We start from the raw sequence: 13,015 nt of genomic DNA, 5'->3' as shown, positions 1-13,015 counted from the left end.
ACACCCGGCGTCGGCAGCCGTTCCGGGCATTCCATATTGCTTGTATATTGGGTGTGGTTCCATGGCGTAGACGTGCGCGGCGTCCGGCCCGCGCATGGGAAGGTATATGATGACGGCGATTCTGCAAGGCACCCCCCACAAGCGGATGGCACTCGTGACGGGTCGGGCCTACCCCGAGCAGGCTGAGGCGACGGCGGCCTGCCTGCACGCCGAAGTGCTCAAATCAACCGCCTACGACTTCGCGAACGGCGAGATGTACGTGCGATTCACCGAACCGGTGCGCGGCGCGGACATCTTCGTGATGCAATCGCATACCGTACCCATCAACAAGTGGATCATGGAGCAGCTGCTCATGGTCGACGCCCTCAAACGCGCCTCGGCCCGTTCGATCACCGTGGTGGCGCCGTTCCTCGGCTATTCGCGCCAGGACAAGAAGCATCAGGGCCGCGAGCCCATCACCGCACGGCTCATGTTCGACCTCTTCCGCAAGGCGGGCGCCGACCGGATCATGACGGTCGACCTGCATGCCTCCCAGGAGCAGGGATTCTTCGACGGACCGGTCGACCATCTCACCGCCATGCCCGTACTGCTCGACTACGTGCGCGGCTCAATGGATCTGGGCAGCACGACGGTCGTCTCCCCCGACGCCGGCCGCATCAAGGTCTCCGAACAGTGGGCCGCCAAACTCGGCGGACTGCCCCTGGCTTTCATCCACAAGACCCGTGACATCACGCGTCCCAATCACGCCGAGGCCCACGGCATCATCGGTGAGGTCCAGGACCGCGACTGCGTGGTGGTCGACGACATGATCGACACGGCCGGCACCATCTGCGAGGCGGTGCGCACCCTGCGTTCGGCCGGCGCCCGCAGCGTCACGCTCGTGGCCACACACGGGATTCTCTCCGGCCCGGCCGTCCAACGGCTCCGCGATGCCGACGTGCGCGCCATTATCCTCATGGACACCGTGCCTGTGCCGCAGGCCAAACGCCTGCCGAACATGGTCGTACTCTCCGCGGCGCCACTGCTGGCGGCTGGTATCCGTTCGGTGTTCGAATCCGGTTCGGTGTCGACGCTGCTCAACGGCCTGCCCACCGATATCCACCCGCGCAACATCTACGCCTGATCGCTTCGTGCGGGCTCTTCGCTCGCACCGCACCCGCACCCGCACCCGCGCCGCACCACACCACGCCTGCTCGGCACTGCGCCGCACCCGCACCCGCTACACCTACACCCGCACCGCGGTACTGTTCAGCGGGAAAGGTAAAGGTTGCCCTCAATGATGTAGCGCCTGCGGCGTTCCACCGCCTTGGAGATGCCGATCCGCTCGGTCGCGTCGACATGCTCGCCGGGCTTGAGGCCCGCCAGTTCGATGCGCAGCGGCGGTCGGGTCAGGTCGTGGCCGTAGAGATCCATATCGATGCCGAGCGCCATGCACAGCTTCGCCGGTCCGTTGAGCGCCGTGGGCCCCCGTTTACCCCGTCGTTCCTCGATGATGCCGGTGCCCTCCAACGGTTCGGCGGCCCGGAGCAGCACCCCGGACCCGAATCCGTCGACGCCGGCGGTGACGTTGATGCAGTGGTACATGCCGTAGGTGAAATAGATGTAGGCGTGACCCGCGAGGCCGAACATGGCGCGGTTGCGATGGCTTTTGCCGTGGAAGGTGTGGCTGGCCGGATCGTTCTGGTCATACGCCTCCACCTCCACGACGCGCACGACGAGCCGGGCTCCGTCGAGCTCGCGAATCAGGTGGCACCCCAGCAGCCGCCGAGCGGCCTCATCGGCCGTGCCGGTCAGCGCGTCGGGGAAGGTAAGATCCGCTGCAACCGACGTGGAGCCCGGCACCGCGGCGGAATCCGCGACCATGCTCATTCCTGCGCCGCTTTCTTGACGTTCTCGTTGTTTTCGCCGTTCTTGACGTTTTCGCCGTTCTTGACGTTCTTGACGTTCTCGCTGTTCTCGCTGCGGTGGGCCAGGGACCGCACGTCGACGCCGAGCAGGTCGGCGTGCCTGGCGGTCAGCCCGTCGACGAAGAGATCGGTGTCACCCAGTTCACCGACGGTTCTGGCGCCGAGCAACGCCATGATGGAACGGATCTCGGCGGCCCAGCGACCGATCTCGGCGGCGAGCCCTCGCTCGCCTTCCCGGTCGAGCACGCCGAGGAAATGGCCGGAGACGCCGACGGCCCGCGCGCCCAAGGCGAGCGCCTTGACCACGTCCAGCGGATTGCGCACGCCACCCGAAGCGAGCACGTCGATGCCGACCGGATCGGGTCCCTGCAACGATTCGAGCAGGCACAGCGCGGTCGACTGCCCCCATTGCCCGAGGGCGGAGAAATCGCCTTGGGAACGGCGGGCATTCTCGATCACACCGAAATCGGTGCCACCCCGGCCACTCACGTCGACGGTGGTGATGCCGAGAGCGGCCAGTTCGCGGACCGTCGCACGGCTCATCCCGAAACCGACCTCCTTGACCACGACCGGCACGTCGACGGCCTGCGCGATGGCGCGGATGCGGTCCGGCCAGGTGCTGAAGTCGCGGTCTCCCTCGGGCATGATGATCTCCTGCGCGAGGTTGATGTGAATCTGCAGGGCATCGGCGTGGAGCATCCGCACGGCCTCGACGGCCTGGTCCGGGCTCACCGTGGGGCCAATGTTGGCGAACACGAAGCCCGTGGTCTGCTCGCGGATCACCGTGAAGGTCGGGGTCAGGGCGGGGTCTCGCAACGCGGCGTGCTGTGAACCGGAGGCCATGGCCACGCCGGTCTCGCCCGCCACGTGTGCCAGGGCGCGGTTGATCTCGCCCGTACGCGCCGACCCGCCGGTCATCGCGTTGATGTAGAAGGGCTGCATCCACTGGCCGCCGCACACCCGTACCGATGTGTCGACCTGGGAGACGGAGACGCCATGCAACGCGTGATGAATGAAGCGCAGGTCGTCGAAGGCGTTGGCCCCTTCATGCTCATGCTGACGCAGCGCCAGCCGGACATGGTCGTCCTTGCGCAGGGAACTGGCATCGTGCCATTCGGGGGTGTCGGCGAGGGGCTGGCCCACGGTGAGTTCGAGCGGCACGATGCCTTGCGCCGCCCACTCGCGCCGAATATCCGCGGCGCGCAGCGCATCATTGGTGATGGCGATGCCGCAGTCGCCGCCGCCGGCGCCCGAGGTCTTCGCTGCCGCATCATGTTCGAGCGCGATATCGATCAGCGCGGTGAGCTCGGGGGTCTCGATGAGCGTGCCGGTGAGGCCGGAAAGGCCGGCCAACAGGTCCCGCGCCTGACCGATATGGCGCCGTATGCCGTCCATATCCGCATGGGTCAGTGCCGTGGCCAGCTCATCGACGCAGCGGTCGCTGGCGTCGAGGAAGCGCTGGTAGCGTTCGTGATGATCCTCAGCGTTATGCCGATGCACGTGGGTGACGAGATCTTCGGTGGATGCCGGACGGCCCGTCCACCCGACCAGCAGCGACGGGGCGGGCGCAACCCCCGCCGACCCCCCGTGCGAACGGTCGCCGAACACCCGCAACCGGGTGATGCCCAAGCCCGGCCAGGGCATGGCGATCAGCGCCGACACCTCGGTGTCGGCCAGGCGCTGCTTGACCCAGGCGCGGTCCACGGCGCAGAACCTGATGCAGCCGCCGAAGAGACTGGCGGCAATATCACCGCCGGACCCGACCTTCTGGGCGCGGCTCGAGGCGATGAATGCGAGTTTGTATTGCATCGTCGGCTCGAGGTCGAGATCGTAGAACCCGAGGAGCGCCTTGACGCTGGCCACAGTGACGGCGGCGGAGGACCCCAGACCGTATTTGCGGCCCGAATCGTCATCGAGCTCGCTCACGATGGCGATGTCGAACACCCGCACCGCGATGCCGGCGTGCCTGACGACCTCATCGACGGCACGTATCGATTCAAGGATGAAGGCCGCCCCCGGCCGCGGTTCATCGACCACGCACACGCCGTCGGGGCTGCGATGCCATGTGGCATCGGCCTCGGGGTGGCCCTCGGATCGGATGCTCCCGTGACCGTCGGCGGATGCGGCGGGACTGACGCGGACGGTGACGAAACGATTCACGGCCACGAGTATGGCGGGGTGGCCCGATTCGACCACGGCGTACTCACCGGCGATGTACAGCTTGCCCGACGCCTGGGCCTCGCTCGACGGATATCCGTGTTCCTCTGCGCCCATCATGCTTTCGTCCTTACTCGTAACCGTTCTCCATCACGACACCCGGCCCACGCCGATGCACCTGAACCGCGCAGCCGGGCAGACGGTCTCGCAGTGCCTGGGCCACGCGCTGGGCATGCCCAGCATCGGTGAGGACCTTGACGTTCGGGCCCGCATCCATCGTCGACCAGGCGGGCAGACCGCTCGTGCGTACCGCCTCGACCGCATGCAGTGCGGCCACGGTCTGCGGCATCCAATAGAGCACCGCGGGCCGCGCCGCGATCATGGCGGCGTGCATGCCGAGGGCGTTCGCCTCGCTAACCTCGCCGAGCTTCTCGAGATCCTGCCGGGCCACGGCATCGAGCGCCTCGCGCATATCGCGTTCGCCCGCATCGATCCACGCCGGGTACAGCGGCGAAGTGTCCACCGTGCGCCGCATGCCCGACCGGCTGGAGAGCTTCTTCTGTCCGGTGGATACGGCGATCACGATAATGGCGAGATCCATGGCGCAAGGCACCGGCTCGGCGTAGGACGACTCGTCGTCATGCCCCGCATGCCATTGCACCAGACCGCCGAAGACGGAGCGGCAGGCCGAACCCGAACCGCGGCGGGCGAGTCGGGAGAGCCCACGTGGACTGAGGTCGAGGCCTGCGGCGCGCGAACCGGCCGCCGCCAGTGCGGCGAAAGCGGAGGCGGAACTGGCCAGACCGGCGCCGTACGGCACGGTGTTGCGCGAGACGATGCGGACAGGCGTATCGATACCCGCCATGCGGCGCACCAGATCCATGAACTTCGCGACCCGTTGCAACGCCGTGCCTTCGTGGCGCCGGCCGTCGATGATCAGGGTGTCGCCCGAGGTCGGGGCCACCGTATCGGTATCCGCGGCGGCGGCATCGGCACCGTCGGCAACACCGTTGTCAGCACCGTCGCAAGCATCGTTACCGAACGTCACCGTGGTGGTGGTGCTCAACCCATCGAGCGTGAGCGAAAGGCTGGAGGATCTGGGGATGATGAGCCGTTCATCGGCCTTGCCCCAGTATTTGATCAGTGCGATGTTCGCATGCGCGGTGGCCGTGGCCCGCCGTGCGTGACGCGTCGCGCGATCATCGACCGGCTCGGTCATAGGGCACCGCGCTCTTCCACCGTGTTTCTGGCGTCACTGGTCCTGGCACCGCTGATATCCCTGTCATCGGCGGTATTCCTGACATCGCCGGCTCCCTCGGAATCCGGGGTGTTGAACCGGGTGTTGCCGACGCTGGGATTGTTGCTCAGCTCCCGGTCCACCTCCACATCAAGCTGGTTGAGCGGATGGATCCACACGGCCGGCACCCCGAGCGCCAACAGGTCATGCCGTATCGTGCGCGCCGAGGAGAGGTCGGCCGCAAGCGCGATGATGCAGCCTCCCAGACCGCCTCCGGTCATCTTGGCGCCGACGGCGCCGCTGCGACGCGCCTGCTCGACCATGGCGTCGGCCTTGGGATGGCTGATGTGCAGTTCGCTCAACAGGGCATGGGCGCGGTTCATGCGCCGTCCCAACGAGTTCAGACCCCCGTCGCGCAGGTCATCCGCGGAGTGGGCCGCCAGATCACCGAGTCGTTCGAGGATGTCGTGGACACGGTCGTAGTCACGCTCGTATTCGCGGCGTACCGCGTCGACCGCCTCCTTCGTGCTGCCGGCGATGCCCGAATCGGCGATGACCAGGTAGGCGGGCATGCGCACGTCGATGGAGGTCATCGTGCCATTGACGAACCGAACCGGATCGTCGCCGCAGATGGTCACCGCATCGAGCCCGGACGGGTGACCGTGGGTGACGACCTCGGCGCTGTTCGTCATCGCCACGATGTCGTCATGGCCCGCCTGCACGCCGGCCGCATCGACGATGGCGCGGATGACCGCGCCGGAGGCCGCCGCCGAGGATCCCAGACCGCGACCCGCGGGGAAGTCCGAGCGAGTGACGATGTCAAATTCCTGATCCGGGTAGCCGGCGAATTCACGGGCCACCTCGACCGCCTTGAGCACACCCCCGAACTGGTCCGGTGCACCGGCCAACGGCCCGTAATAGCCCAAGGCCCGCAGGGTCCCCGGACGGCCGTTCCTGACCGGCACGGCCCACGCCCGCATCCGCAGGCTCATGATCGGCACCGCGATCGCCGGGTAGCCGTAGACCACGGAATGCTCGCCCATCAGAATGGTTTTCGCCCATGTCTCACCGTATCCGCGGTGTGGTTCCGGTGCCGCGCGATGCTGTTGATGTTGTTGAAGTGCCAATGCCGACCTGCTGTTTCTCCTCTTGATGTCCTTTACGGATTCTAATGGAGACACCATCGACCCACTCCGCATCGGCGTAGAGATAGTGCGCAGATTGCATATCGTTCCAAGCCGTAGGATGGAGGTATGAACGCTTGCAGCGAGCCTTGGCGGCCCCGTCACATCCTTGTGACCGGTGGTGCCGGATTCATCGGCGCGAACTTCGTCCACTGGGTGGCCCAGCACCATCCCGAGACCCATATGACCGTACTCGACCTGCTGACCTACGCGGGCAAACGCGAGAGTCTCGAAGGAGTCCCGAACAACCAACTCACCTTCGTGCGCGGCGACATCTGCGATGCGGCGTTGGTCGAATCGCTGGCAAGCCCGACCGGCGGCATGGTTGGGCGCGGCGTGCCGCCGGTCGACGCCATCGTCCATTTCGCGGCCGAATCGCACAATGACAACGCGATCGCGGATGCGACGCCCTTCCTGCGCACCAATGTGCTCGGCACCCATGTACTGCTGGAGGCCGCGCGCCGCCACGACCTGCGCTTCCACCACATCAGCACCGACGAGGTCTATGGCGATCTGCCGCTTCCCGGCGAATCCCCGGACCCCGACACCGACCCGTCCCGCGCCACACGGTTCACCGAGGAGAGTCCCTACCGTCCTTCGAGCCCCTATGCGGCATCGAAGGCGGCGGCCGACCATCTCGTGCGCGCCTGGCACCGGACCTACGGCCTGCGCACGACGATCTCGAATTGCAGCAACAACTACGGCCCCTACCAGCATGTGGAGAAGTACATTCCCCGACAGATCACCAACATCCTGTGCGGCAGACGGCCCCGTCTGTACGGCGACGGCCGGGCGATACGCGACTGGATCCATGTGGCGGACCACTGCTCGGCCGTCTGGGCGATCCTCACCCGCGGTGCGATCGGCGAGACCTACATCGTCGGCGCCGACGGCGAGCGCAGCAACCTGGAGGTACTGGGCGGCATCCTCCAAGTCATGGGGCGTCCTGCCGACGACTTCGAACATGTCACGGACCGCCCCGGCGCGGACCGTCGCTATGCCCTGGCTGCCACGAAACTCAAGCGGGACCTGCAGTGGCATCCGGAGCACACCGATTTCGCCAGGGGCCTGGAGGAGACGATCCGCTGGTACGCCGATCACGAGTCGTGGTGGCGCGGCGACAAGGAGGGCACCGAGAGGCGCTACCTGCGGCAGGGGCACTGATCGGAGCGGTCCGATCCGGGCATCTCCCCCGCGTCGCCGACGCAACCGCATCGGCGAGACATGCGGCAAGGCCATCATGGTCGGCGTCGCCGCATGTCCCTAAGGTAGTGGGGTATTGATCACCGAAGACCTACCAAGGAAGCCACGCGGCACTATGATGCGCCATTATCACCGTCCACCCCACCATATGACACCCGTTCCGGGGGGCATCACGCCGGCAGACACTGATGACGCTTTCGATGGCGACACCACCACCCCCTCACCTGCACCGACACCAACTCCGACCTCCCATCGGCGCATCCGCCACGCACAAGCCGGCAGACGCATCGTGCATCGCAGGGTCTCATCGACTCGGCATATCGTCGACGGCAGGTCGCAAGGCCTGGCACCGACGGAATCCGACACCATCGATGGGACGGCCCTCCCGGTCGGCACCGGCGACGACGGCATGCCCGCGATCATCCCGCCGTCCGCCGCACCATTGCTGGCCACGCTGCGGGCGTGGAGCATGCACGCCGCCTCCGGCATCAGTGCCGTGTGGTCCCGTCGGCCCCGCTACTCCTATGTGCTGTACCTCGTCGTCTTCGTGCTCATGACCCTCGCCGCCACCCTGGCGATTCAAAGCAGCGTGTACGTCGAACCAAGTTACGCGCCCGACGCCCAGGTGGATGAGGCGACACGTGCCGCACAAAGCATTCGGGGGCAACTCACTGTATTCGTAACACAGACCTGGCTCACCCACCGTTACCAGTTCCTGCTCAATCTGCTGATTCTGGCGATTGTCTACGCAGCAGTGATTGCCCTCATCAACCGCTTCTGGGTGGCAACCGCGGTATACGGCATCGTGATGGCCATATACGCGGTGGCAAGCAAATTCAAGATCCAAATACGCAAAGAACCAATACTCTCTGCAGATCTCAACTTTCTCACAGGCGGCAACACCGGCGACATTCTCACCTTCATCCCCCAGGACGGATTACAACAGGTCCGCACTGCCATCGCCTGGCTCGCCGTGTTCCTGGCGGCCTGCATCGCCCTGCAGTTCCTTGATGCCCGTCAGGCGTTCATCCCCACTTACTGGCGCAAGCCTTCGCCGGTCCGAAGCATATCGCCGGCAACCTGACCCGTCTGACCGCCGTGCTCAGCACCATCGTCTTCTTGTTCTCTTTCACGTGGAACTTAAGTTCACCTGACTCTTGGTCGGCACGCATGGCCGCATCCTTCGGAGACGAGCCCCATCTCTGGGATGGCTGGGGAGATGCCGCCACCAATGGCCCGGCCATGACGTTCCTTCGGCTGGCCCACACCAATGCGATGGACAAGCCCGAAGGCTACGACCAAAAGGCCATGGCGCAGATTGCGCAGCGCTATGCGCACGAAGCCGACACCGTCAACGCCACTCGATCCGGCAACCTCACCGACAGCACCGTCATCCTCATCCTCTCCGAATCATTCTCGGATCCCACACGGGTGCCCGGCGTATCGTTCAGCGAGGACCCGATGCCCAAAATCCGCGCCATCAAGGGCGCCACCACCTCGGGCTACATGCTCTCCACCGGCTACGGCGGCGGCACGGCCAATATGGAGTACCAGGCGCTCACCGGTCTGGCGATGGCCAATTACAACCCATCGCTGACCATCGCCTACCAGCAGCTCGTGCCGCAGGAACGCTGGGTGGCAACCTTCAACCAGATGTGGAACGCCAAGCACGGCGACACGGCATCGCAGGCCACGCACACCTTCATGGACAATATGTATTTCCGTGCCCGGAACTACAAGAAGTTCGGCTTCTCGCAGTTCTGGACGTTAAACGGCGAGCACAAGATCACCGGCTGCTCACCGATTGACCGCGCGTGGTATGTCTCCGACCAATGCACGTACCAGCAGGTCCTCTCGCGTCTCAACCACGGCAGTGACCCCAGCCAGTTCCAGCAAGTCGTCACCATGCAGAACCACATGCCCTACAACGATTGGTACGACAACAATCAGTTCAAGCAGGCCGACACCTCGCAAGCCCTCACGGATGCCGAACATGCGGATGTGCAGACGTACGCGAAGGGTGTGCAGCACACCGATGACGCCACCGCCGAACTGCTCACGCAACTCGACCAGGTCGACCATCCGGTCACGGTGATCTTCTACGGCGATCACCTGCCGGGCATCTACCCGACGGCATATGCGAATCCGGACAACGTGCTCGGCCTGCATGAATCGGATTACTTCATCTGGTCGAACGCCGCTTCGCCTTCGCACACTGCCAAACTGCCGGACGACGCTGCCCGGTACACCTCGTCGAACTACTTCATGGCCCAGGCCGCGCAGCACATGAACGCCAAGGTCTCGCCGTACCTGGCTTTCCTCACCGCCATGCATGCGCAGATCCCCGCCATGTCGATCCCCGCCGCGAGCGGCCACAGTGACGGCAAACCCGTGTATCTCAACGCCGCGGGAGAACAGGTGGCGCCGAAGGACCTCACCCCGGAGGCCCAACGCATGCTGCGCGACTACCGGCTCATCCAGTACGACCTGAGCGTGGGCAAGCACTACCTCAAGGACACCTCGTTCCTCACGGCCCGATGAGGGAAATCGCACACTGTCGCACGATGGAGCGACGCAGCAGTGCCCTGTCCGGCGCACACCGATGCCGGCACTTATACTGGGAACCATGCTGATCTCCGTCACCGCCGTGGTCGTGTCCTACAACCGTGCCGGCCTGCTGCGTGAATGCCTGGACGGGCTGTACACGCAGACGCGCCGCCCAGACCGCGTCATCCTCATCGACAACGCGAGCACCGACGGCGCGGTGGCGGTCGCCCGCGCACATCCACTCAAGCCCGAGATCACCGTGCTGGACCATAACGTGGGCGGCGCCGGCGGGTTCTGCGCAGGCATCGCCCTGGCCCTAGGGTCGAACGACACGACGCACGTATGGCTCATGGACGACGACACCGTGCCCACCCCCACCGCCCTGGAGCGACTGCTCGAAGCCGGCGAGGAGGCGCGCGAGCGCAACGCCGTCTGGCCGGCGGCCCTGGGATCAAAGGCCGTGTGGACCGATGGCCGAGAACACCTCATGAACAAGCCGCGAGAGCGGACCTGGCTGGCGCTGGGCGGGCGGCACCTTGTCCGTTCTGCCGGCGCCTATCAGGTGCGATCCCTGTCGTTCGTCTCCTGCCTGCTCAGCGCCCGCGCGATACGCGCCGCGCACGCCCTGCCGCGCAGCGCCTTCTTCCTGTGGAACGACGACTACGAGTTCACCACCCGGCTGCTGAGGCGGGCCACGGGCTATTACGTGCCCGACAGCGAAGTGGTGCACAAGACCAAGGTGTTCGGCTCAAGCGACGCCGACCCGGGCCCACGGTTCTTCTACGAAGTGCGCAACAAATGCTGGGTGCTGCGCCACTCGGGCGGCAATTTCACGCCGGCGGAATACGCCGAACTGCTGCTCAAGACCCTGCGCCGATGGGCGCTGACCATCATGCGCTCGCACGACCGAAAACTGACGTTCTCCTGCCTTGGGCGCGGCCTGCGGGAAGGCCTCGGCACGAACCCACGGAGCAACGCCGTGCTGCTGGCGGGCAATCCGGAGGTCGTCGCGGCCATCAGAACCGTTGAACCGAGTGCCGTCGAACGCTAGCGCGGCATCCCACACGCGACGATGCGGTAGAGCACGGCCCTCCCCTGGCGGGCGACGGGTTCCATGGCCCCGGGCACCGGGCGCATACCGTCGAACATGACGTGCTGGGGGTCGTGGGGGGCGAAGGACCCGCCCATGTCGAGATACCAGCGCAAGTCGTTGCGTTGGATGATCGCGCACACTTCGGGGTCGGTGTCGATGGCATGCAGATTGCGGGCCAGGTAGTCGTGATCATGGTCCCACATCATGCTCAGATGCGGGTAGAACGGCGTACGCCAACCCACGGCGAGCAGGAATCCACTGCCGTTCCACGGATCCGACACCACCCGCTCGCCTTCGGGCACCAGCGCGCTCATGCGTTTGAGCATGAGGTATTCGTCACGCGAAAGCATGGGGGAATCGGCGTCGCCGGCCGCGAACCCATATGTGCGCCCCACCGCACGACCCATGCCGTCCAGCTGGGGGTTGATCGCGCAGGCCATCAGGGCGAACGCCACGACGAGCACGGCGACGATGGACCGCGTCCACGGCCGTCGGGCGACGCACCGGGCACCGTATGTGGTCACGAGATGGCCGACCGCCCAGCAGATGAGGGCGGCGGCGACGATGGGCCAGGCGGCGAAGGGCCGCCGCTGATCCTTGTACCACAGCGCGGTGAGGACCTTCGCCCAGTCGGCATGCGTACCGGCGCTGCTGACGAAGATGACGCCGAGCAGCACGAACGATGCGACCAGCATCAACGACTCGCGGCTGTGCACCACCAGAGCCACGATCAGCGCCCCGACGATCAGCACCGCGACAGGCCAGAAGACGGCCAAAGGCGTGTTGGAGGAGTCGATCGGGCGGCCGAGCAGGAACCGCATGATCGCCGAGGGAATATGCTCCGTGGGTTGCGCCGGCCCGCCATTGAGGTGGGCGGCGATGGGCCGATCCACACCACGCAGATACATCAGCACGAAGACCCGAACGCCGAGCGCGAGCACCGCAGCGATAACCAGCGCGCCCCCGACGATCAGCGCATGGAACAGGGCCTTCGACGACCGGCGCACGGCGCGCAGCACATCGAACACCCACACGACTAGCACGGGCAGGGCGAGCAGCAGCCCGGTCATCATGACACGGAAGTGGCATAGGGAGACGGCCAGCACGGCCACGGCGATCCAAACCAAGCCCAGCCCCGCGTCGCGCACACCGCGCTTCCAACCGCTGGCGCACCACGTCCACACGAGGCCGAGGGATACGGGCAGCACCACATTGCCGGCGAACATGGAGTACAACGTGCCCCAATCAAGGAGCAGGAAGGGCCCTGCGGCGCATACCGCAGCCAGTAGAGGGGCGAGGAAGTCGGTGATCGCATGGGCCCCGCAGATGCGACGCACGAGGAACAGCACGGCGGTGGGCCACAACAGCGCCGCAAAGACCAGCCAGGCGCTGGTGATCGCGGCCGCGGCGGTCGTGCCGCGTACGGCGAGCGCACCGAGTGCGGCGAACTGTTGGAAGGCGATCGGGTAGACGTCGCGGATCGGGGGCAGGGCATGCAGCGACGAGGCCTGCCCGGTGACGATGATGCGCGCGACGATGTTGTCGTGGAACACGGAATCGTAGTTCTGGGTGATCTGGTCGGGTGAGGGCACGGCATGGATCAGCCGGACCGCCGTCGACACCGCGGCGAGCACCACCCCGGCGAGCGCAGGGGTCACGCGCCGCCACCAGCACCGGCACCTGTGGC

The 13,015-nt window shown here is 66.0% G+C and carries 10 protein-coding genes; 5 read left to right on the top strand and 5 right to left on the bottom strand.

Annotated features, from left to right (window positions below; genetic code table 11):
• The first annotated feature begins 109 nt into the window (after window positions 1–109).
• A complete protein-coding gene (locus tag BMON_RS06250) occupies window positions 110–1,123 on the top strand; it encodes a ribose-phosphate diphosphokinase (RefSeq protein ID WP_033512734.1) in 1,014 nt (337 codons plus the stop codon).
• A 125-nt stretch (window positions 1,124–1,248) separates the two neighbouring features.
• On the opposite strand, the gene BMON_RS06245 is transcribed toward BMON_RS06250, so the two are convergent.
• The 4 genes from BMON_RS06245 to mvk are packed head-to-tail and all read right to left on the bottom strand — an operon-like array spanning window position 1,249 to window position 6,485.
• Entirely contained in the window at window positions 1,249–1,863 is a 615-nt protein-coding gene (locus BMON_RS06245; RefSeq protein ID WP_051917965.1) for a DNA-3-methyladenine glycosylase, read from the bottom strand.
• Window positions 1,864–1,865: 2 nt separating this feature from the next.
• Entirely contained in the window at window positions 1,866–4,184 is a 2,319-nt protein-coding gene (gene fni, locus BMON_RS06240) for a type 2 isopentenyl-diphosphate Delta-isomerase (protein ID WP_051917957.1), read from the bottom strand.
• Window positions 4,185–4,194: 10 nt separating this feature from the next.
• Window positions 4,195–5,283 (bottom strand): diphosphomevalonate decarboxylase, encoded by a 1,089-nt coding sequence (gene mvaD, locus BMON_RS06235; RefSeq protein WP_033512732.1) that lies wholly within the window; start codon window positions 5,281–5,283, stop codon window positions 4,195–4,197.
• Window positions 5,280–6,485: a mevalonate kinase gene (gene mvk / locus BMON_RS06230; RefSeq protein WP_081882941.1), complete on the bottom strand. Its 1,206-nt coding sequence runs from the start codon at window positions 6,483–6,485 to the stop codon at window positions 5,280–5,282. The genes mvaD and mvk overlap by 4 nt, the downstream gene beginning before the upstream one ends.
• A gap of 69 nt (window positions 6,486–6,554) precedes the next feature.
• On the opposite strand from mvk, the gene rfbB reads away from it, so the two are divergent.
• From rfbB to BMON_RS06215, 4 genes are all read left to right on the top strand, one after another.
• The gene (gene rfbB / locus BMON_RS06225; RefSeq protein WP_033512730.1) at window positions 6,555–7,649 is read left to right on the top strand and encodes a dTDP-glucose 4,6-dehydratase; all 1,095 of its coding nucleotides are present in this window, start codon (window positions 6,555–6,557) and stop codon (window positions 7,647–7,649) included.
• A gap of 154 nt (window positions 7,650–7,803) precedes the next feature.
• A complete protein-coding gene (locus BMON_RS09285) occupies window positions 7,804–8,772 on the top strand; it encodes a hypothetical protein (RefSeq protein ID WP_051917956.1) in 969 nt (322 codons plus the stop codon).
• Window positions 8,773–8,858: 86 nt separating this feature from the next.
• Window positions 8,859–10,229, top strand: a complete 1,371-nt coding sequence (locus tag BMON_RS06220; RefSeq protein WP_051917955.1) for an LTA synthase family protein — start codon at window positions 8,859–8,861, stop codon at window positions 10,227–10,229.
• Window positions 10,230–10,314: 85 nt separating this feature from the next.
• Window positions 10,315–11,286, top strand: a complete 972-nt coding sequence (locus tag BMON_RS06215) for a glycosyltransferase (RefSeq protein WP_033512830.1) — start codon at window positions 10,315–10,317, stop codon at window positions 11,284–11,286.
• Here the strand turns inward: BMON_RS06215 and BMON_RS06210 are convergent.
• Window positions 11,283–12,986 (bottom strand): DUF6541 family protein, encoded by a 1,704-nt coding sequence (locus BMON_RS06210; RefSeq protein WP_034885356.1) that lies wholly within the window; start codon window positions 12,984–12,986, stop codon window positions 11,283–11,285. The genes BMON_RS06215 and BMON_RS06210 overlap by 4 nt on opposite strands.
• Window positions 12,987–13,015: the final 29 nt, after the last annotated feature.

The sequence above is a fragment of the Bifidobacterium mongoliense DSM 21395 genome (assembly GCF_000741285.1).
In the GTDB taxonomy this organism is placed as follows: Bacteria; Actinomycetota; Actinomycetes; order Actinomycetales; family Bifidobacteriaceae; genus Bifidobacterium; species Bifidobacterium mongoliense.
The sequence above is the reverse complement of the archived record's forward strand: the minus strand, read 5'-3'. Positions and strand labels throughout refer to the sequence as shown.